This window comes from Streptomyces sp. NBC_00461 (assembly GCF_036013935.1).
Classification (GTDB): Bacteria; Actinomycetota; Actinomycetes; order Streptomycetales; family Streptomycetaceae; genus Streptomyces.
Window position 1 is genome coordinate 6,272,192 of the sequence record NZ_CP107902.1, and the last position, 21,187, is coordinate 6,293,378.

Consider the following 21,187-nt stretch of genomic DNA (forward strand, 5'->3'; position numbering starts at 1 on the left):
GCTCACCAGCCCGTGTACGGGGGAGTCGTCTGCGAGGGCGGCTCCACCCACGGGCGGGCCATCATGGCCCAGACGACGAACGCCACGGTCGCGGCGCACAGCAGCAGCCACAACAGCCTGCGGGCGACCGTCCGGCGGCGCAGTCCGCGGGCACCGCGGCGCAGGACGTCCCCGTACAGCTCCGGGGGCACCGGCGGCGGCACCCGCTCCATGATCCGCCGTGCGGCGGCCTCGCGCTCGGCCCGGTTCATGTGCGCCTCCTGTCGCGTGCGCGCCTCATGACGGGGCCACCTTCGCCCCCGTGACCGCCGGTGCGGGGTTGCGGGGCGGATGCAGCAGCGTGGCCGTCGCCCGCTCGCAGAGCGTGCGGACGCGTTCCGTGGGCAGGCCGAGCAGCGCCGCCGTCTGCTCCTCGGCGACACCCTCGTACAGCCTGAGAACCAGGATCAGGCGCTCCTGCGGCACGAGCCCGCCCAGCGGGCTGTCGGGATGCGCGCGGGCCCGGCCGAAGCCGCCGTACTGGTGCCATGCCGCGCGCGCGAAGCGGGTGGCCAGGTACTGGCGGGCGCGGTCGTACGGGTCCTCGCCGCGCAGCCGGTGCCAGTGCACGTACGTGTGCGCGAGGGCCAGTGTCAGCAGGCGCCGCGCGCGCGGGTTGTCGTCCGGCGCCTCCGCCGTGAGCAGCGTGGCGGCATGCAGCAGCCGCCCTGCCGCGCCCGCGACGAACGCCTCGAACTCCCGGGCCCGGCGGGCGCCTTGGGACGCCTGCCGTTGTCGCACCCCGCGCCTCCCGCCTGCCGCGACCCTGACCGGTCGGGGACCCGGTCGCGTACGGGATGCTGAACCGCGTACGACGGGAACCCCGTCTCATATGAGGCCAGGGGCGCCCTGTCGGTCAAGAGTCAGGCAGCACGCGCGCGGTAACGGCCGGCCGCGGCACGCGCGCGGATGCCGCCTACGAGGCGGTCGGCGCCTCGGACCCCGGTACTCCCGGCGCCGCCATCCGGGAGGAGAGCGCGCTGTTGAAGCGCGTGAGGAGCGTGCAGAACGCCTCGCGCTCCTCCGGCGCCCAGTCGTGTGTCAGCTCCGCCATCAGCTGACGCCGGGACGATCGCACTTCCTCCAGCCGGGACAGCCCGCGCGGGGACAGCTGAAGGACCACGGCACGCCCGTCCTCGGGGTGCGAGGTGCGCTTGACGAGCCCGGTGTCGACGAGCGGAGCCACCTGCCGGGTGACCGTCGACGAGTCGATGCCCATGCTCGCCGCGAGCGCCTTGACACCCATGGGGCCCTCTTTGTCGAGGCGGTTGAGCAGCAGGTATGCGGCGCGGTCCATGGAGTTGCGTACCTGCCCGACCCCGCCGAGCCGGGTCTGTTCGGCACGGCGGGCGAACACCGCCACCTCGTGCTGCAGCGTGTCGAGGAGACCGCTGTCACCGACGGTCGTCATGTCCATCGACATTTCAGGTGTTGTGGGCATGGCCGGAGGCTCACTTCATGAAGGGGGTCCTGGAATAATGGGGGACAGAGTACGCGGCCGGGAGGCAGGGTGTACCGGCGCTGCGCAAACCAGTCTCGGAGGTTGGTCACAGCGGTCGTGTGCGCCCGTGAACTGCGATGCTTGAGTCATGAGCTACAGCACGGCTGACTCCTTTCGGCCCGTGACCCTCGACGATGTGCGGGGCGCGCAGAAGATGCTCTCGGGCGTGGCGCGGGTGACGGCGATGGAGGGCAGCAGGCACCTGTCCCAGCTCGTGGGAGCGCCGGTGCACTTCAAGTGCGAGAACCTCCAGCGGACGGGTTCGTTCAAGCTGCGGGGTGCGTATGTCCGGATCGCCGGACTGCTGCCGGAGGAGCGGGCCGCCGGGGTCGTCGCGGCGAGCGCCGGCAACCACGCGCAGGGCGTCGCTCTCGCGTCCTCGCTGCTCGGCGTGCGGGCGACGGTCTTCATGCCGAAGGGCGCCCCGCTGCCCAAGATCAGCGCCACGCGCGAGTACGGCGCCGAGGTGCGCCTGCACGGGCAGGTGGTCGACGAGACGCTGGCCGCCGCGCAGGAGTACGCGGCCGAGACGGGCGCGGTGTTCATCCACCCCTTCGACCACCCCGACATCATCGCGGGCCAGGGCACGGTGGGTCTGGAGATCCTGGAGCACTGCCCGGAGGTCCGCACGATCGTCGTCGGCATCGGCGGCGGAGGTCTCGCGGCCGGCATCGCGACCGCGGTGAAGGCGCTGCGGCCGGACGTGCGGATCGTGGGCGTGCAGGCCGAGGGCGCCGCGGCCTATCCGCCCTCGATCGCGGCCGGGCGCCCGATGTCGATCGAGAACCCGGCGACCATGGCCGACGGCATCAAGGTCGGGCGGCCCGGCGACGTGCCGTTCGGCATCATCCGCGAGCTGGTGGACGAGGTCCGCACGGTCTCCGAGGACGAGCTGGCCACCGCGCTGCTGCTGTGCCTGGAGCGGGCCAAGCTGGTCGTCGAACCGGCCGGTGCGAGCCCGGTGGCGGCGCTGCTGAGCGAGCCGGGGGCCTTCGAGGGGCCGGTGGTGGCGGTGCTGTCCGGCGGTAACGTCGACCCGCTGCTGATGCAGCGCGTCCTGCGGCACGGCATGTCCGCGCAGGGCCGCTACCTGGCCGTGCGGCTGCGGCTGACGGACCGCCCGGGGGCGCTCGCCACACTTCTCGGGGTGTTGTCAGTGGTGGACGCTAACGTCCTCGATGTGAGTCACGTACGGACCGATCCACGGCTCGGGCTCACGGAGGCAGAGGTCGAGCTGCACCTGGAGACGAAGGGGCCGGAGCACTGCGCCGAGGTCGGCCGGGCCCTGCGCGAGGCGGGTCACACGGTCATCGGCTGAGGCGCCGGACACCCGTACTCAAAGCGAAACGCCCAGCTCAGGGGCTCTTCGTCACTCGATCGAGTAAATGCGTTGAGAGACGCGATACATCGCGTTATGGTGTGTCTCGTGGTCGCCTGTCGAGTCACCCGTCAGGCGGAGTGAAATGCGCAAACCTAGGCTTTTCGAAGATTTCCCGACGACGTGGAGACTCATATGCCAGGCGCCATCTATGCCGAAGGCCTGGTCAAAACCTTCGGCGACGTAAGGGCTCTGGACGGCGTCGACCTCGATGTCCCCGAGGGCACCGTGCTGGGCCTGCTCGGGCCGAACGGCGCGGGCAAGACGACGGCGGTCCGCTGCCTGACCACTCTGCTGCGCCCCGACAGCGGCAGGGCGGTCGTGGCGGGCCTCGACGTCCTCAAGCAGCCCAACGAGGTGCGGCGTTCCATCGGCCTGTCCGGCCAGTTCGCCGCGGTCGACGAATACCTGACCGGCCGCGAGAACCTCCAGATGGTCGGCCAGCTCTACCAGATGAAGGCCAAGGCCGCGAAGGCCCGGGCCGCGGAGCTGCTGGACCAGTTCGACCTGGCGGACGCCGCCGACCGCACCGCGAAGACCTACTCCGGAGGCATGCGCCGCCGTCTCGACCTCGCGGCCGCCCTGGTCGTCTCGCCGCCCGTGATGTTCATGGACGAGCCGACGACCGGCCTCGACCCGCGCAACCGCCAGCTGCTGTGGGAGGTCATCAAGAACCTCGTCTCCGGTGGTACGACCCTGCTGCTGACCACTCAGTACCTGGAAGAGGCCGACCACCTGGCGCATGACATCGTGGTCATCGACCACGGCCATGTCATCGCCCGCGGCACCTCCGACCAGCTCAAGGCCCGTACCGGCGGCGAGCGCGTGGAGGTCGTGGTGCACGAGCGCGAGCACATACCGACCGCCCGCGAGGTCCTCACCGGCTTCGGCAAGGGCGAGCTCACGGTCGAGGAGCACACCCGCAAGCTCACCGTCCCCGTCACCGGCGGCGCGAAGCTGCTGGCCGAGGTCATCCGGGAGCTGGACGTCCGCGGGATCGAGATAGACGACATCGGTCTGCGCCGCCCCACCCTCGACGACGTGTTCCTGTCCCTGACCGGACACATCGCAGAGGAGAAACCCCAGGAGAGCGGCGCGACCAAGGGCACGCCCGCCAAGGACCGCAGGCAGAAGAAGGAGGCCACCAAGTGAGCGCCGTCACCGACGCCCTGCGGGTCGCGCCGACCGCGAACCCCCTCAGCCAGTCCTTCCGGGACTCGATGGTCGTAGCGAAGCGCAACCTGATCCGCATGTCCCGGATTCCTGAAATGATCATCTACGGCTTGATCCAGCCGATCATGTTCGTGGTGCTCTTCACCTACGTCTTCGGCGGTTCCATGCAGATCGGTGGCAGCACCAGCGCCATCGACTACAAGAACTTCCTGATGGCGGGGATCTTCGCGCAGACCGTCACCTTCGCCACCGCCAGCTCCGGCGCGGGCATCGCCGACGACATGCACAAGGGACTCATCGACCGCTTCCGCTCCCTGCCCATGGCGCGTGGCGCGGTGCTGACCGGGCGCACGCTCGCCGACCTGGTGCAGACGGCCCTGACCCTGGTCGTCCTCGCCCTGGTGGCCCTGCTCGTCGGCTGGCGCGTCGGGACGAACGGTGACACGAACGCCGCGAAGGTGCTCGCCGCCTTCGGCCTGCTGCTCCTGCTCGGCTACGCGTTCACCTGGATCGGCGCCCTGATCGGCATGTCCGTGCGCACCCCCGAAGCGGCCACGTCCAGTGGTCTGATCTGGCTGTTCCCGGTCACGTTCATCTCGAACGCCTTCGTGGACACCAGCCACATGACCCCGTGGCTGCGCCACATCGCCGAGTGGAACCCCTTCAGCGCCACGGTCCAGGCCTGCCGTGTGCTGTTCGGGAACCCGGGACAGTCACCGTCGGACGCCTGGCCCATGGTGCATCCGGTCTGGGCCTCACTGATCTACTCGGCCCTGATCATCGTCATCTTCAGGACGCTGGCGGTGCGCAAGTACCGCTCGGCGACCGCCTGACCTGCTGCCTGACCGGCCGTCCGGCCAACCACCTGTCCGACACGGCATGACGACGCCCCCGGCGTCACCAGGACACCGGGGGCGCGTCAAGGGCGTGCAGGCTGCCGGGATCGGCAGGCGGCCGGGTCAGCCGTTGTAGGGCTCGGCCTTGAGGATCTTCACGGAGGTCTTCCTGCCGTTCGGCAGCTCGTACTCCGCGTCCTCGCCGACCTTGTGGCCGATCACGCCGGAGCCCAGCGGGGACTGCGGCGAGTACGTCTCGATGTCGGAGCTCGCGTACTCGCGCGAGGCGAGCAGGAAGGTCGTCGTGTCGTCCTCGTCGCCGTCGAAGGCGATCGTCACGACCATGCCGGGCGCCACGGCACCGTCCGCCGACGCCGGGGCCTCGCCGACCTTGGCGTTCTCCAGGAGCTGGGTCAGCTGGCGCACACGGAGCTCCTGCTTGCCCTGCTCTTCCTTGGCCGCGTGGTACCCGCCGTTCTCACGCAGGTCGCCCTCCTCGCGCGCGGCCGCGATCTTGGCGGCGATCTCCGTGCGCGCAGGACCAGACAGGTGCTCCAGCTCCGCCTTGAGCTGGTTGTACGCCTCCTGGGTCAGCCAGGTGACGTTCTCGCTGGTCTGGGTCACAGGTGCTCCTCGTAGGTACTGGGAATACAAAGCATCGCCCTACCCAGAAGAATGTTCATCCATGGATGGGCGAAACCACGAGCCTAACAATTCCGCGGCTGAAGGGGGAGGACATAAGCCATGAGAATTACGTCAACGCAGGTCAGGGCCTACGCATTCAGGCCGAGACAGTCCGGTGTCAGCCGGCGTGGCAGCCCAGCAGCTCCGCCGTGGTGCCGGCGGACGTCGTACGGAGGGTGACGGCCCGGTCGATGCGTGTGGCGTGCCCGTCGAAGCGGAAGTCGGCCCGGCCCACCTCGGCTCCGTCCGCCGCCTGGGAGCGGATGGTGCAGTAACCGGTGGCGTCGGCGTCCTTGCGGACCTCCAGATGCACCGTCACCGCGTTCTTGTGCGCGTCGAAGGTGATCACCTCGGCGCTGATCTTGTTCTGGCCGACGTAGTGGTAGGCGAAGTAACCGACGAGCGCGAGCAGCGCCGCCGCCAGGACGGCTCCGATGATCTTGAGCTTGTGGTCGGCGCGCTCGTCCGAGGAGCGGCCGTAACGACCCTCGGGCAGTCGCGTGCTCGCCGTACTCATGATCGTCCCCTCGGAAACCGGACCCCGGAATTTTTCGCCCCCCGATTCGGTCACTATAGAAGCCGCCGATCGCGCCGGTTCACACCGGGCGCCGACTTATCGAGGATTGAGTCTTGACTGACCAGCTGCGACTGATGGCCGTCCACGCCCACCCCGACGACGAGTCGAGCAAGGGCGCGGCCACCATGGCGAAGTACGTGTCCGAGGGGGTGGACGTGCTGGTCGTGACCTGCACCGGTGGGGAGCGCGGCTCCATCCTCAACCCGAAGCTGCAGGGCGACAAGTACATCGAGGAGCACATCCACGAGGTACGCAAGAAGGAGATGGACGAGGCCCGGGAGATCCTCGGGGTCACGCAGGAATGGCTCGGCTTCGTCGACTCCGGCCTGCCCGAGGGCGACCCGCTGCCCCCGCTGCCCGAGGGCTGCTTCGCCCTGGAGGACGTGGACAAGGCGGCCTGCGAGCTGGTGAAGCAGATCCGTTCCTTCCGTCCCCAGGTGATCACCACCTATGACGAGAACGGCGGCTACCCGCACCCCGACCACATCATGACCCACAAGATCTCGATGGTGGCCTTCGAGGGCGCCGCCGACACCGAGAAGTACCCGGAGTCGGAGTTCGGCCCGGCCTACCAGCCGCGGAAGCTGTACTACAACCAGGGCTTCAACCGCCCCCGCACCGAGGCGCTGCACAACGCGCTGCTGGACCGCGGTCTGGAGTCGCCGTACGGGGACTGGCTCAAGCGCTGGAGCGAGTTCGAGCGCGTCGAGCGCACGCTGACCACGCATGTTCCCTGCGCCGAGTTCTTCGAGATCCGCGACAAGGCGCTGATCGCCCACGCCACGCAGATCGACCCCGACGGCGGCTGGTTCAAGGTGCCGATGGAGATCCAGAAGGAGGTCTGGCCGACGGAGGAGTACGAGCTCGCGAAGTCGCTCGTCGATACCTCCCTCCCCGAGGACGACCTCTTTGCGGGCATCCGCGACAATGCCTGACATGAGCGCAAGCGTGAGCCTGGCAATGACGCATCTCGTCCCCCTCGCGAAGGAGGTGGACGAGAACAAGGTCACCCCCGGCGTCCTCGGCTTCATCGTCTTCGCGGCGATGGCCGTGGCGGTGTGGGTGCTGATGAAGTCCATGAACCGGCACATGGGGAAGGTGAAGTTCCAGGAGACGGCGGACTCGGACGCCGGGTCCGCGGACGCCTCCGTCGGCGAGGCCGGCCCGAAGACCGGCCCCGGGGCCGGGCCCAAGGCGCGTCAGGGCTGACGTCGTGGGACGGGGGGTGGCCGGCGGTCAGTGCGTGGCCGGCACCGCCACCCCCATCACCTCCCGCGCATGGCGGCTGGGCACCATCCCCAGACGCCACGCCTGCCAGCCCGCCTCCAGGTTCACCCCCCGCTCCAGCAGCAGCTGATACGCCTCCGCGTAATCGTCGAGCTTCTCGTCCCGGAGCGAGTGACTCGTGCGGGACAGCTGGGTCAGCTCCTCCTGGGCGACCGCCGTGCCGACCTCCACGCCGCCGGGGGCCGCGTAGGGCAGCAGGGTGCAGCGCAGGAAGCGGGCCCAGTCCTCGCCGCGGCGGTCGCCGTACGAGGTGAACAGGTCCACCGCCTCGTCGCACAGCGCCAGCGCCTGCTGGGTACGAGCGTTGCCCGCGTCCACCACCGCCAGTTCCAGGCAGGTCCACGCCTCACCGTGGGCCACGCCGATGCGCTGGAAGTCGGCTCGGGCGTCGACCAGGAGCTGGCGGGCGAAGCCGGAGTTGCGCAGCGAGCCCGTCCGGGCCGCCTGCTGGTCCCGGGTCGCCCGGGCCGAGTGGTGACGGGCACAGGCCAGGCCGTAGACGTCGCGCATACGGGAGAACATCGTGCGGGAGCGCTCCAGTTCGCGCACCGCATGATCGAGGTTGCCCGTCTCCTCCAGGGCCTGCCCCAGGTAGTAGACCGTCCAGGCCTCACCGCGCGCGTCCTCGTTCTCGCGGTGCCGGGACGCCGCCTGGCGCAGTCCGTCCACCGCCGGTGACGCGTCCCCGGCGACGAGACGGGCGCGGGCCAGCTGCGTGAGGGCCCAGGCCTCCCCACGGGCGTCACGCGTACGGCCATAGCGGTCGAGGGCCGCGCGCAGCTCCGACTCCGCGCGCGGGACGTCGCCCATCCGCAGCGACAGCTGGCCCAACTGGAAGTGGGCCCAGGCCTCACCGTGCACGGACTCGCCCGCGTGGTGCAGGATCAGGGACTCGGTGAGCAGATGCAGCGCCTCCGACACATGGCCGCGGTCGCGCTCCACCGCCGCCAGGGCGTGCATCGTCCAGCCACGGTCCGTGGCCAGCTCGGGGGCCGCCTGGAGATCCAGCGCCTCCCGCAGCTTCGCCGCCGCCTCCGTGAGATTGCCCTGGTGGTGCAGGGTGATCCCCAGGGAGCACAGGGCACGGGCCGCGCCCGCGTCGTGATGGGCCTCCATGTACAGATCGACGACCGACGTCAGCGTCGTACGCGCCTTGTCCAGCTCGCCCAGCTGACGGGCCGCGATACCGGTGCGCCACTGCACCGAGCGGACCAGCAGGCCCTGGTCCACGGCCTGCGCCAGCTCGCTGATCTCGCCCAGACGGTAGAGGTCGCCGCGCAGCAGGCAGTAGTCGCACAGCGCGCCGAGCAGGTTCAGCACCGCCGCCTGGTTCACGCCCTCCGCGTGCCGCAGCGTCGACGTGATGAAGCTCGACTCGTCGTCCAGCCAGCGCAGCGCCTCGTCCAGGGAGGTGAAGCCGTGCGGGCTGAAGCGGTCCGAACGGGTCGACATGTTGCCGTCGACCAGGCGCAGCACCGACTCGGCCAGGTCGGCGTAGTTCACGATCAGGCGTTCCTGCGCGGCCGTGCGCTCCGAGGGTTCCTCCTCGTCCAGGAGGCGGGCCTGGGCGAAGGCCCGCACCAGGTCGTGCAAGCGGAAGCGGTTGCCGCGCACATGGTCGATCAGGCCGGCCCGGGAGAGCGCGACCAGGTGACGGGTCGCCTCCCCCTCGTTCGTCGCCAGAAGGGAGGCGGCCGCGGCGCCACCGAGGGAGGCGCGGCCGGCGAGGGCCAGTCGGCGCAGCAGCCGGCGGGCCGTGTCCGACTGGTCCGTGTAGCGCAGCCACAGCACACGCTCGATCGGCTCAACAGGGCCGTACGCCCCGAGATCCGTGGCCAGTTGACGGGGTGAGCGCGGGCCCAGCGACGAGCCCGCGATGCTCAGCGCCAGCGGCAGCCCGCCGCACAACTCCCTGATCCGGTCGGCCGCATCGGCGTCGTAGGGCCCGGAACTGTCCTGTGCCGCCGCGTCCAGCAACTCCTCGGCGCCCGCCGAGTCCAGCGCCTCGACCGGCAGTTCATGGACATGGGCCGGAAGATCGGACGGCAGTTCCAGGGGCTCGCGGGCCGTGACCAGGACCAGACTGTCGGAGCGCTCGGGGATGAGCGTACGGACCTGTTCGGGGTCCGAGGCGTCGTCCAGGACGATGGTGACGGCCAGGCCCATCAGATGCTGGTGGTACAGCTCGCTCAGCCGCTTGACCTGCTGGTCGGGGGAGGAGCGCTCACGGAACAGCAGCTGTTCGCGCGGCGCACCGAGCCGGTTGAGCAGGTGCAGCAGGGCGTCGCGGGTGGACAGCGGCGGCTCCTCCGGACTCCCGCCGCGCAGGTCCACGACGCAGGCCCCCCGGAAGTAGTCCTTGAGGTCGTGTGTGGCACGCACGGCCAGTGTCGTACGACCGCTGCCGGGCGTTCCGTGCAGCACCACGACCGTCGGGCGGGTCTCGGTGCTCGCGCGGGACGCCTGTACCCACTGCCGGATCCTGCCCATCTCCACCCGGCGCCCCGCGAACACGCCCGCCGGCTCCGGCAGTTGCCCGAACGACTGGGCCAGCACGGTGCGCCCGCGGGCCGCCGCGCTCTTGTCCGTGCCGCGCAGCGACGGCCCCTTCTTCTTCGGGCCCGTGGACCCCTCGCGTACCCGCTGCTGATCGAGGAACGGGCGGATGCCGCGCACCTCCAGAGCCGTCAGCCACTGCAGCCGCAACTGCTCGGGGCCGCCCGGCTGGCTCGCGGCGCCGGCACTGTGATGGGCCGCGGGCAGATGGGAGCCGGCCACCTTGATGACGGTCGCTGCCGCGCCCACGACGCCCACGGTCACGCCCGCGCCGAGTGCCGTGCCCGTGTCGGTGCCCAGAGCCGCGTCCGCCACCGCCGCCGTGACCGCGGCGACGGCGGCCACCAGCAGGGCGGTTCCCGAACCCTCCTTGGCGTACCGCTGAGCGAAGGTGAGCCGCCCGGCCGCCGTCTCGTCGAGCGCGCGCGTGTAGGCCTCGTACTCCTCGGCGGACGTCTCCGCCATCGCGTCCAGGGCACTGCGTGAGCGCGACAGCAGCACCGTTCCGTCGGTGTGTCCGCCGGAGCGTCGTACCTCTTCCTCCACGGCCCGTGCCAACAGCCGTTCGGCGTCCGCCCGATGGCTGTCCCGCATGTCACGTCCCCCTCCGGCGGCAACTCCTTTGCCTATGAGTGTCCTTCGGGGAAGGCGTTCGCGCGAGAGGGCAGCGATCACCGGGTTCGGCTTGGGTGACTTTCGGATCATTCGCGGCGGTCGCCGTATACAGCGTTAGCGGTCGCGGTCGCGGCGGGCGGCGCCTGGCCGCGTTGAGCGGATCGGGTGGCGTAGTGAGAGGGAACGCCCGAGCGGCAGGCTGCACTGTCACCTGTCGGCCCCGGTCGGGCACGATGGACACATGCCGAACCGACTGGCCCATGAGACGTCCCCGTACCTCCTCCAGCACGCAGACAACCCCGTCGACTGGTGGCCCTGGTCGGCCGAGGCGTTCGAGGAGGCGCGCAAGCGAGGCGTACCGGTGCTGCTCAGTGTCGGATATTCGAGTTGTCACTGGTGCCATGTCCTCGCCACGGAGAGCTTCGAGGACGAAGCGGTCGCCGCCTTCATGAACGAACACTTCGTCAACATCAAGGTCGACCGCGAGGAGCGCCCCGACGTCGACGCCGTCTACATGGAAGCCGTCCAGGCAGCCACCGGTCAGGGCGGCTGGCCCATGACCGTGTTCCTCACGGCCGACGCCGAACCCTTCTACTTCGGCACCTACTTCCCGCCCGTCCCCCGCCAGGGCATGCCCTCCTTCCGGCAGGTGCTTGAGGGGGTGCGGTCCGCGTGGTCCGACCGGCGGGACGAGGTCGCCGAGGTCGCCGGGAAGATCGTGAAGGACCTCTCCGGGCGGGAGATCTCCTACGGCGACGCGAGCACCCCGGGCGAGGAGGAGCAGGCGCAGGCCCTGCTCGGTCTCACCCGCGAGTACGACCCGCAGCGCGGCGGGTTCGGCGGCGCACCCAAGTTCCCGCCGTCGATGGTGATCGAGTTCCTGCTGCGCCATCACGCCCGGACCGGTTCCGAAGGCGCCCTGCAGATGGCCGCGGACACCTGCGAGCGCATGGCCCGCGGCGGTATCTACGACCAGCTCGGCGGAGGCTTCGCCCGCTACTCCGTCGACCGGGACTGGGTCGTTCCGCACTTCGAGAAGATGCTCTACGACAACGCCCTCCTGTGCCGTGTATACGCTCACCTGTGGCGCAGCACCGGCTCCGAGCTGGCCCGCCGTGTGGCGCTGGAGACCGCCGACTTCATGGTGCGTGAACTGCGCACGAACGAGGGCGGGTTCGTCTCCGCTCTCGACGCCGACAGTGAGGACGGGGCGGGCGCTCACGTCGAGGGCGCGTACTACGTGTGGACCCCGCGGCAGCTCACCGAGGTCCTCGGTGCCGAGGACGCCGAACTCGCCGCCCGGTACTTCGGAGTCACCGAGGAGGGCACCTTCGAGCAGGGCTCCTCCGTCCTGCAACTCCCGCAGCAGGAGGGCGTGTTCGACGCCGAGAGGATCGAGGGCGTCAGGGAGCGGCTGCTGCGGTCCCGGGACACGAGGCCCGCGCCGGGCCGGGACGACAAGGTGGTCGCCGCCTGGAACGGCCTCGCGATCGCCGCGCTCGCCGAGACCGGCGCCTACTTCGACCGCCCCGACCTGGTCGAGGCCGCGGTCGGCGCCGCCGATCTCCTCGTACGGCTGCATCTGGACGAGCACGCACAGCTCGCCCGTACCAGCAAGGACGGCCAGGTGGGCGCCAATTCGGGCGTGCTGGAGGACTACGCGGACGTGGCCGAGGGCTTCCTCGCGCTCGCGTCCGTCACCGGAGAGGGCGTCTGGCTGGAGTTCGCCGGGTTCCTGCTCGACCATGTCCTGGCCCGCTTCGTCGACCCGGACAGCGGCAGCCTCTACGACACCGCCGTCGACGCGGAGAAGCTGATCCGCCGGCCCCAGGACCCCACCGACAACGCCACGCCGTCCGGCTGGTCCGCCGCCGCGGGTGCCCTGCTGAGCTATGCCGCACAGACCGGTGGCGCCGCCTCGGCCCATGGCCTCGTCCATCGCACCGCCGCCGAACGGGCGCTGGGTGTCGTCAAGGCGCTCGGCCCGCGTGTGCCCCGCTTCATCGGCTGGGGGCTCGCGGTCGCCGAGGCCCTCCTCGACGGGCCGAAGGAGGTCGCGGTCGTCGGGCCCGCACTGGACGACGAGGCGACAAGGGCCCTGCACCGTACGGCGCTTCTGGGGCTCGCGCCCGGTGCCGTGGTCGCCGTGGGGGCTGTGGAGAGTGACGAGTTCCCGTTGCTCGCCGACCGGCCTCTCGTCGGCGGCGCACCCACCGCGTACGTCTGCCGTAACTTCACCTGCGACGCTCCGACCACCGATCCGGAAGACCTGCGCACTGCGCTGAGCAGCTGAAACGACAGGAAAGGAAAGAGAGTTCACGCATGCGGTGTTCGAATTGTTCACTCTGGGGCATCGTTGTGACGAAACGTGCTCTTCATTGAAATAGCCTGCGCCCTTCACAGATCCCCCCTAATGTCTGCACGTGACGCGACATGAGTGACTGAATGTCGCGCCAGGGGGCATTGGGGATCTGGGGGGATCTTTTGCTGACGTCTGTCTTCATCGCTGCCGTCTCGCTGGCCTTGTTCTGGATGGCGGCTTTCACCCTGTGGTGGCAGATGCACGCGTGGCGTACGCCCGAGGTGCTGGCCTCCACCCGTTTCAGCAGACCGGACGGGGACGAGCACGTCTCGTTCTCGCTGCTGCTGCCGGCACGGCACGAGCAGGCCGTGCTGGACCACACGATCCAGCGGCTGCTGGAGTCCACGCACACCGACTTCGAGATCATCGTGATCGTGGGGCACGACGACCCCGAGACCACGGCGGTGGCCGAGAAGGCCGCCGAAGGAGACCCGCGCGTGCGGGTCGTCGTCGACACCCACGAGAAGAAGAACAAGCCGAAGGCCATGAACACGGCGCTGCCGCACTGCCGCGGCGATGTCGTCGGGGTCTTCGACGCCGAGGACCAGGTTCACCCCGAGCTCCTCGCCCACGTCGACCACGCGTTCCGGACGACGGGCGCCGACGTCGTGCAGGGCGGCGTCCAGCTCATCAACTTCCACTCCAGCTGGTACTCCCTGCGCAACTGCCTGGAGTACTTCTTCTGGTTCCGCTCCCGCCTGCATCTGCACGCGCAGAAGGGGTTCATCCCGCTCGGCGGCAACACCGTCTTCGTACGGACGCACGTGCTCCGGGAAGCCGACGGCTGGGATCCCAACTGCCTTGCCGAGGACTGCGACCTGGGAGTGCGGCTGTCCAGCGTCGGCAAGAAGGTCGTCGTCGCCTACGACTCCGACATGGTGACCCGGGAGGAGACCCCCGGCTCGCTGATGTCGCTGCTCAAGCAGCGCACCCGCTGGAACCAGGGCTTCCTTCAGGTCTACCGGAAGAAGGACTGGAAGCAACTCCCGGGCCTCGGGCAGAGGATGCTCGCCCGGTACACGTTGATGACGCCGTTCCTTCAGGCGTTCTCCGGTGTGATCATCCCGCTGAACGCGGCGGTCGCACTCTTCCTCGACGTGCCCGTCGGGATCGCCTTCCTCACCTTCCTGCCGCTGGTCACGGCCGCCGTCACCTTCGTCTTCGAGGTCGTCGGACTGCACGACTTCGGCAAGCAGTACGGGCTGCGCGTCCGCCCCGTGCACTACCTGAAGCTGGTCGTGGGCGGCCCCTTCTACCAGGTCCTCCTCGCGGGGGCCGCGATCCGCGCCGTATGGCGTGAGCAACGCGGCCGCAACGACTGGGAGTTGACCAGCCACGTCGGCGCACACCTGGCCCAGGCCGAAACCCGGGCAGGCACCCGCGCCGACGCCCACGCCGAAGCCGGCTCGAACCGTGACCTCCGAGAGGACGTCCCTGCGTGACCTCCACCCTTCCCGCGGTGACCACTCCGAAGGTCCCCGCGCAGCGCCAGCCTGCGCCTGAGTCCGGTTCGGCCGGTCGAACGGCCCCGCCCCGGCGTCTCCGCTCCTCCCGCCCCGACCTCCTCCTGTGCGGTGCGCTCCTGGTCGCGATCCTCGTCGTGCAGGGCTGGAACATCGCCGACTACCCGACGCTCAGCGACGACGAGGGCACCTACCTCGCGCAGGCCTGGGCGGTCCAGCAGGGCAAGGGCCTCGCCCACTACACGTACTGGTACGACCACCCGCCGCTCGGCTGGATCCAGATAGCCGTGCTCACCTGGATACCGTCCTGGCTCAGCCCCGGCTCGATGACCGTCGGCAGCATGCGGATCGCGATGCTCGCCGTCTCCGCGATCAGCGCGGTCCTCGTCTACGTCCTCGCGCGCCGACTGTCGCTGCCGCGCTGGGCCGCCGGGCTCGCCATGGCGCTGTTCGGCCTCTCGCCGCTCTCGGTCGTCCTGCAGCGCGAGATCTTCCTCGACAACATCGCGGTGATGTGGACGCTCCTCGCGTTCACCTTCGCCGCCTCCCCGAGCCGTCACCTCTGGCACCACTTCGGCGCGGGCCTAGCGGCCGCCACCGCCGTGCTCACCAAGGAGACGATGCTCGTCGTCCTGCCGGCGCTGTTCGTCACCATGTGGCGGCACAGCCACCGCGACACCCGGAAGTTCGCGGTGACCGGCGCCGTCACCGCCTGCGTGCTGATCGGCTTCAGCTATCCGCTCTTCGCCCTGCTGAAGGGTGAGCTGATGCCGGGCGGCGGGCACGTCTCCCTCTGGGACGGCGTCAAGTACCAGATGACCAGGCCGGGTTCGGGCTTCATCCTCGATCAGGGCTCCGGCTCGCACGGCGTCCTGCACTCGTGGCTGTACTACGACCGCGTCCTGCCGCTCGGCGGCCTGGTCGGCGCGCTGCTCCTTGTGGCCACCTGGCGCTGGTCGGTCACCGCCCGCGCCCTCGCCGGACCGGCCCTCACGGTCGCGATCCTCACCGCACTGGCCATGCGTCCGAACGGCTACCTGCCCGCGATGTACGTCATCCAGGCGCTGCCGTTCCTCGCCCTGGTGCTCGCCGGCGGCACCGCCTCCGTCGCCCGCGCGGTGCTGCGCAGGCGGCGGCGGACCGACGAGCGGCGATGGAGGACGGGCGGCCGGTACGCCCTCGTGGCCGTCCTCGCCCTCGCGGCCGGCGCCTACGTCGTCCCGAAGTGGTACGAGGGTGACCGCACCGCCGTCACCGTGGACGCCAACGCTCCCTACCGGGCCGCCTCCACCTGGCTGACCACGAAGGTCGAGAACCCGAAGGGCACCCGCGTCCTGGTCGACGACGCGCTCTGGCTCGACCTGGTGCACGGCGGATACCGGCCAGGACTCGGCGTCATCTGGTTCTACAAGGCCGACCTCGACCCCGCGGTGACCAAGACGATGCCGCACGGCTGGAAGGACCTCGACTACGTCGTCGCCTCCCCGACGGTGCGCCGCGACGCCGTGGATCTGCCCAACGTCAAGGCGGCCATTGAGCATTCGGCCCCGGTCGCCACGTTCGGTACGGGTGCGGACCGGATCGAGATCCGGCAGATCCAGACCACCGGCACGGCTGATGGAGGCACCCGATGACCCACGAGTACACCGCCCGCGGAGAACTCAACGACCCCGCCGTACGCGGCGCCGAGGTCGCCGAGCCGGGTGCCGTCACCATCGTCGTACCGACGTACAACGAGTCCGCGAACATCCGTGAACTCCTGCACCAGATCACCGAGTCGGTGCCCGCCCGGCTGCCGTGTGAGGTCGTCTTCGTCGACGACTCCACCGACGACACCCCCGAGGTCATCCGGGAGGCCGCCAGGGACTGCCCGTTCCCGGTGACCGTGCTGCACCGTGCGGAGCCCGTCGGCGGGCTGGGCGGTGCGGTCGTCGAGGGCTTGAAGGCGGCCGGGTCGGACTGGATCGTCGTCATGGACGGTGACTGCCAGCATCCGCCGTCCCTGGTACCGGAGTTGGTGGCCACCGGGGAGCGCGCGAACGCCGGACTCGTGGTCGCCTCCCGCTACATCAAGGGCGGCAGCCGGGCCGGGCTCGCCGGCAACTACCGGGTGGCCGTCTCGCGCGGGGCGACCTGGCTGACCAAGTCCCTGTTCCCGCGCAAGCTGCACGGCATCAGCGACCCGATGAGCGGCTTCTTCGCGATCCGCCGCAGCGACATCACCGCCGAGGCCCTCAAGCCCCTCGGCTACAAGATCCTTCTGGAGCTGGCGGTCCGCAGCCGTCCGCGCCAGGTCACCGAGGTGCCGTTCGTCTTCCAGGACCGGTTCGCGGGGGAGTCCAAGTCGAGTGCGCAGGAAGGCTTCCGCTTCCTGCGCCATCTGGTCGGCCTGCGCACCGCCTCGCCACTGGCCCGCATGGTGGGCTTCGGCCTGATCGGCGCGAGCGGATTCCTGCCGAACCTGGTCGGCCTGTGGGCGCTGATGGCCGTGGGGCTGCACTACGTCCCCGCCGAGATCCTCGCCAACCAGCTGGGCGTCGCCTGGAACTTCGTACTCATCGAGCACCTGTTGTTCCGCGACCGCCGGCAGCACCGTCGCTGGTGGGACCGCGTCGGCCGGTTCGCGCTGCTCGCCAACGCCGATCTGGTGCTGCGCATCCCGCTGATAGCGCTGTTCGTGCACCGGTTCGGGATGGGCGCCCTGTCCGCCACCGCGCTCGCGCTGGTGACGACGTTCGTCCTGCGCTTCGTGGGGACCGAAGCGCTGGTCTATCTGCCGCGCAGGGGGCGCGACAGTCGTAGCGCAGCAAGGAGAGCCGCGTGAACAAACGCAGTTGGGTCAGGCACCGAAGAAGGACCGCACTGGTCGGGGTGGGGACCCTGACCGCCGGCCTGCTCCTGACCTCACCCCAGTCCGCCGAAGCCGCCAACCTCGTCAAGAACGCGGGCTTCGAGACGGCCGGCACCGACGGGATGCCGTCCTGCTGGGAGAAGTCCGGCTGGGGCGACAACGACTTCACCTTCGAGACGACGGACGACGCCCACAGCGGCTCCAAGGCGATGAAGGTGTCGCTCACCCGCCGCGTCGAGGGCGACCGCAAGGCGCTGATCACCGAGTCCGCGCAGTGCGCGCCGGTGGTCACGCCGGGCAAGCAGTACGACCTCGGGCTCTGGTACAAGACGACCACGCCGGACGCGAACCTCACCCTGTTCCGGCACGACGCCACGGCCGGCTGGCAGTACTGGACCGACCTCAAAACCCTGGAGATGCAGGGGAGTTGGACGCAGGCCACGGTCCGCACCCCCGAGGTTCCGGCCGGTACCGACCGCATCACCTGGGGTGTCTCGGTCTACGGCACCGGCTCGGCGACCACCGACGACTACACGATGGATCAGGTCCCGGACGTCACACCGCCCGCCACCTGTACGGGCACCGCCGACCAGTGCGCGAACGGCCGCTGGGACGTGCTGCCCACGCAGAACCCGGTCCGCTCGATGCACTCCGTCGTCCTCAACAACGGCAAGGTGCTGCTGATCGCCGGGTCCGGCAACAGCGAGGAGAACTTCAACGCGGGCACCTTCACCTCGGCCGTCTACAACCCGGCCGACGGCACCTACAAGGTGATCCCGACCCCGAAGGACATGTTCTGCTCCGGCCACATCCAGCTGCAGGACGGCCGGGTGCTGGTGCTCAGCGGCAACAAGGCGTTCCCCGTCGCGGGCGGGCACGGCTACGAGGGCTACAAGGACTCGTACATCTTCGATCCGAAGACCGAGACGTACAGCAAGACCAACGACCTCAACGACGGCCACTGGTACCCGTCGGCGACCGAACTCGGCAACGGCGACGTCGTCTCCTTCGGCGGTCTGCGCGAGGACTCGACCGGCTCGGTGACCGCCGAGTACTGGTCAGGCGCCCAGCAGAAGTGGCTGGCGTTGTGGCAGGTCAACCAGACCTGGTCGTACTGGGGTCTGTACCCGTCGATGATCCTGATGCAGGACGGCCGCCTCTTCTACTCGGGCAGCCATGTCTTCGGCAACAACATCCCGGGCACGGGCAGCGCGATCTACGACTACGGCGCGAATACGGTCACGCAGGTCCCGGGCCTGCAGAAGAAGGACGAGCGCGACCAGTCCGCGAGCGTGCTGCTGCCGCCGGCGCAGGACCAGAAGGTCCTCACCATCGGCGGCGGCAACATCGACTCCAATCCGGAGGGCAACCGTCTGACGGACGTGATCGACCTCAAGCAGGCCGACCCGTCCTATGTCGCCGGGCCCCCGGTCCCGCAGGGCACGGTCGACCTCGGAAACGGCAAGGTGCCCGAGACCGGCAACCAGGGCAAGATGTACGTCTCCGCCGTACTGCTGCCCGACGGCAAGGTCCTGGAGACGGGCGGCGGACTGCACAACCGGGCCAACCCCGTCTTCGAGGCGTCGATCTACGACCCGGCCGGCAACACCTTCGACCCGGTGGCCGCCGACCCCGAGGCCCGCGGCTACCACTCGTCCGCGTTCCTGCTCCCCGACGGCCGTGTGATGGCCACCGGTGACAACCCGGGCAACGGCACCTGGAACCACAACGTGTCGATCTACACGCCGCCCTACCTGCTCAAGGGCACGCGTCCGACGATCACTTCGGTGATCGACACCGAGTGGAACTACGGCGACACGCAGCGGATCACGGTCGATCGGCCCATCGCCAAGGCCGAGTTGATCCGCCCGGCCGCGGTGACGCACTCGTCCGACCCGAACCAGCGGTTCGTGGACCTGCCGCTGTCCGTCGACGGCAACAACGTCGACCTGAACGTGACGAGCAACCCCAACCTGGCCCCGCCCGGCTGGTACATGCTCTTCGGGGTCGATGCCAACGGCGTGCCCTCGGTGGCGAAGTGGGTGCATCTGCAGGGTCCGCAGGCCCTGAGTGCCGACACCGCCGACGCGCATGTCCACTCCTTCGCGGACTCCCTGTCCGGCAAGGTGACCGGGCCCGGCAAGAAGCGGACCTCGCAGAAGGTCTCCGTCACCGTCTCCGGCTGCGACCGGCACTACGGCTCGGTCAACGTGTGCGTGCCGACCGCCTTCCCGAAGGGCGTGAAGAAGACGACGGCCGCGCGCTGCGACTGGCTGAAGAAGAACGACTACGGCCGTCTGAAGGTCAACGGCGGGGACGACCCGCTGGGGCTCGACCCGAGCGGGGACGGGACCGCCTGCGGTAAGAAGGATCTGACGAAGCGCTGAGCGCGCCCCGAAGGGGCGCGGGGAACTGCGCGACCAGCCACGGCGGGCCCGCAGTTCCCCACGGCGCTCCCCGTCAACGCTCCTCCCGGCGAAGCGCGAGCGCGCGCTCCACGATGGCCACCAGCTGCTCGTGGTGCGCGCCCTTCCAGTACGCGCGCCCGCAGTCCTGGCACTGCGCGAAGACGTCGTACGACCGGTGCGTACCGCCCGCCAGCTGGTCCGCCACCTCATCCTTGGTGGCCTCTTTGAGCAGTCCGTTGCAGGCGGTGCACCGCGTCCACGGCTTCAGTTCGGGCCGGAACCGGTCCAGGACGTCCCGGAGCTGGTCCTCGGGGCGGGTGCTGTACACGTAGGCGCCGGCCCACAGTTCACGGCGGCGCAGCAGGCCCCGGTCGCGGCTGAGCATGACCCGCTGCTCGGCGGCCGAGCGTGCGGACAGGGCCGGGTCGCCGATGTCCGTCGACTCGTACGCCGTGTCCACGCCGAGGAGACGCAGACGGCGGGCGAGGGTGCCGAGGTGGACGTCGAGGAGGAAGCGCAGGGGAGCGCCGGGGACCCGCTGCGGGCGGTCGACGCAGCGGACCTCCACGCGGTCGCCCGCGGCGGCGACGTACGACATCGGCACCTCGCGGCCGTTCACCCACAGTGTGCCGACCTCGGTCAGCGGGACGCCCGTCGACTCGACGACATGACCGAGGGAGGAGACGCCGTCGGTGACGAGCGCGGTGGCGGCGCTACGGCGCTCGTGCGGGACGAACACGGCCAGGTCGGGGGCGAACTCGACGTGGATCTCGGGACCGTTCACCCGGTCAGGATGTCACGGGTGAGGACGCCGGGCTCAGTGGTTTCCGGTGGGCAGGCCGCGGTCCAGGACGTCCAGGGCGCGGTCCACGAGGTCGCTCAGCTCGCCCTCGAAGTCGGTCTCGGCCCAGTACATGTAGACCTCCATGAGGCCGCCGATGAAGGACATCGCGTAGACGCGGACCTCGATGCTGTCCGGGTCCAGGCCGTGGCGCTCGCCGATGGCCTGGCGGAGCATGCGGCCGGTCGACGACATGCTCTCGACCATCCGGGAGCGGACGGCGGGGATCTGGGCCGCGAGGTGCGCCCGCACGCGGGTCACCTCGGGGTTCTCCCGGTCGTTCGCGCCCATGGCCAGGTGCATCACGTGCCGCACCGAGTCCATCCACGGCTCGCCGGCCGGCCGGGCGCGCAACTCGTCGGCCATCAGCGGGTCGTACTCGTCCGTGAGGACGATGTCCTCCTTGGTCGGGAAGTAACGGAAGACGGTCGACGGCGACACCTCGGCGCGGTCGGCGATCTGCTCGATGGTCGTGGCGTCGTACCCCTGCTCCTTGACCAGCCCGTATGTCGCGGCGCGGATCGCCTCGCGGGTCTTGATCTTCTTGCGTTCCCGCAGGCCCGGCTGAGGGCGGTCGGCGGGGGAGGAGAAGGAGGATCGTGCGGCCGTCATGGGG

Annotated in this window: 18 protein-coding genes; 10 read left to right on the forward strand and 8 right to left on the reverse strand. The window is 70.0% G+C overall.

Translation table 11 applies throughout. The features are described from left to right. Positions 1-2 precede the first annotated feature (2 nt). The 3 genes from OG870_RS29495 to OG870_RS29505 form a co-directional block, all read right to left on the reverse strand. Positions 3-251, reverse strand: a complete 249-nt coding sequence (locus OG870_RS29495) for a hypothetical protein (protein ID WP_266520776.1) — start codon at positions 249-251, stop codon at positions 3-5. Positions 252-276: 25 nt separating this feature from the next. Continuing rightward, on the reverse strand, positions 277-780 hold the full coding sequence (locus tag OG870_RS29500; protein ID WP_266520778.1) for a sigma factor-like helix-turn-helix DNA-binding protein: 504 nt from the start codon (positions 778-780) through the stop codon (positions 277-279). A gap of 175 nt (positions 781-955) precedes the next feature. Next, positions 956-1,462: a MarR family winged helix-turn-helix transcriptional regulator gene (locus tag OG870_RS29505; RefSeq protein WP_266523670.1), complete on the reverse strand. Its 507-nt coding sequence runs from the start codon at positions 1,460-1,462 to the stop codon at positions 956-958. Between the two features lie 166 nt (positions 1,463-1,628). Here OG870_RS29505 and ilvA point away from each other — a divergent pair, with 166 nt between their 5' ends. The 3 genes from ilvA to OG870_RS29520 all read left to right on the forward strand — a co-directional run bounded on the left by ilvA (position 1,629) and on the right by OG870_RS29520 (position 4,924). Further along, positions 1,629-2,858, forward strand: a complete 1,230-nt coding sequence (gene ilvA / locus OG870_RS29510; protein ID WP_266520780.1) for a threonine ammonia-lyase — start codon at positions 1,629-1,631, stop codon at positions 2,856-2,858. Positions 2,859-3,053: 195 nt separating this feature from the next. Next, positions 3,054-4,070, forward strand: coding sequence for an ATP-binding cassette domain-containing protein (locus tag OG870_RS29515; RefSeq protein ID WP_266844188.1), 1,017 nt, complete (start codon positions 3,054-3,056; stop codon positions 4,068-4,070). Next, the gene (locus OG870_RS29520) at positions 4,067-4,924 is read left to right on the forward strand and encodes an ABC transporter permease (RefSeq protein ID WP_266520788.1); all 858 of its coding nucleotides are present in this window, start codon (positions 4,067-4,069) and stop codon (positions 4,922-4,924) included. The genes OG870_RS29515 and OG870_RS29520 overlap by 4 nt, the downstream gene beginning before the upstream one ends. Positions 4,925-5,050: 126 nt before the next feature. On the opposite strand, the gene greA is transcribed toward OG870_RS29520, so the two are convergent. Further along, entirely contained in the window at positions 5,051-5,551 is a 501-nt protein-coding gene (gene greA / locus OG870_RS29525; RefSeq protein ID WP_266520790.1) for a transcription elongation factor GreA, read from the reverse strand. 178 nt (positions 5,552-5,729) lie between these two features. Beyond that, complete coding sequence (locus OG870_RS29530) at positions 5,730-6,128, reverse strand: DUF4307 domain-containing protein (protein ID WP_266520792.1); 399 nt, start codon at positions 6,126-6,128, stop codon at positions 5,730-5,732. A gap of 113 nt (positions 6,129-6,241) precedes the next feature. Between OG870_RS29530 and mca the strand changes: the two genes are divergently transcribed. Next, positions 6,242-7,123: a mycothiol conjugate amidase Mca gene (mca, locus tag OG870_RS29535; RefSeq protein WP_266520795.1), complete on the forward strand. Its 882-nt coding sequence runs from the start codon at positions 6,242-6,244 to the stop codon at positions 7,121-7,123. After that, positions 7,116-7,397, forward strand: coding sequence for a hypothetical protein (locus tag OG870_RS29540; RefSeq protein ID WP_266844185.1), 282 nt, complete (start codon positions 7,116-7,118; stop codon positions 7,395-7,397). Before mca ends, OG870_RS29540 begins: the two co-directional genes overlap by 8 nt. A 27-nt stretch (positions 7,398-7,424) precedes the next feature. Here the strand turns inward: OG870_RS29540 and OG870_RS29545 are convergent, their stop codons facing one another. Continuing rightward, positions 7,425-10,625, reverse strand: coding sequence for a tetratricopeptide repeat protein (locus OG870_RS29545; RefSeq protein ID WP_266589593.1), 3,201 nt, complete (start codon positions 10,623-10,625; stop codon positions 7,425-7,427). Between the two features lie 262 nt (positions 10,626-10,887). Here OG870_RS29545 and OG870_RS29550 point away from each other — a divergent pair, with 262 nt between their 5' ends. From OG870_RS29550 to OG870_RS29570, 5 genes are all read left to right on the forward strand, one after another. Beyond that, positions 10,888-12,939 (forward strand): thioredoxin domain-containing protein, encoded by a 2,052-nt coding sequence (locus OG870_RS29550; protein WP_327691704.1) that lies wholly within the window; start codon positions 10,888-10,890, stop codon positions 12,937-12,939. A 191-nt stretch (positions 12,940-13,130) separates the two neighbouring features. Beyond that, entirely contained in the window at positions 13,131-14,450 is a 1,320-nt protein-coding gene (locus OG870_RS29555; RefSeq protein WP_266844183.1) for a glycosyltransferase, read from the forward strand. After that, positions 14,447-16,105: an ArnT family glycosyltransferase gene (locus OG870_RS29560; RefSeq protein WP_266844182.1), complete on the forward strand. Its 1,659-nt coding sequence runs from the start codon at positions 14,447-14,449 to the stop codon at positions 16,103-16,105. Before OG870_RS29555 ends, OG870_RS29560 begins: the two co-directional genes overlap by 4 nt. After that, positions 16,102-17,295, forward strand: a complete 1,194-nt coding sequence (locus tag OG870_RS29565; RefSeq protein ID WP_266589597.1) for a glycosyltransferase — start codon at positions 16,102-16,104, stop codon at positions 17,293-17,295. Before OG870_RS29560 ends, OG870_RS29565 begins: the two co-directional genes overlap by 4 nt. Next, positions 17,292-19,709, forward strand: a complete 2,418-nt coding sequence (locus OG870_RS29570; RefSeq protein ID WP_266844181.1) for a galactose oxidase-like domain-containing protein — start codon at positions 17,292-17,294, stop codon at positions 19,707-19,709. Before OG870_RS29565 ends, OG870_RS29570 begins: the two co-directional genes overlap by 4 nt. A 73-nt stretch (positions 19,710-19,782) precedes the next feature. On the opposite strand, the gene OG870_RS29575 is transcribed toward OG870_RS29570, so the two are convergent. Both OG870_RS29575 and OG870_RS29580 read right to left on the reverse strand, forming a co-directional pair. Continuing rightward, entirely contained in the window at positions 19,783-20,514 is a 732-nt protein-coding gene (locus OG870_RS29575; RefSeq protein ID WP_266520813.1) for a Mut7-C RNAse domain-containing protein, read from the reverse strand. 33 nt (positions 20,515-20,547) lie between these two features. Beyond that, a complete protein-coding gene (locus OG870_RS29580) occupies positions 20,548-21,183 on the reverse strand; it encodes a TetR/AcrR family transcriptional regulator (protein ID WP_443063442.1) in 636 nt (211 codons plus the stop codon). Positions 21,184-21,187 lie beyond the last annotated feature (4 nt).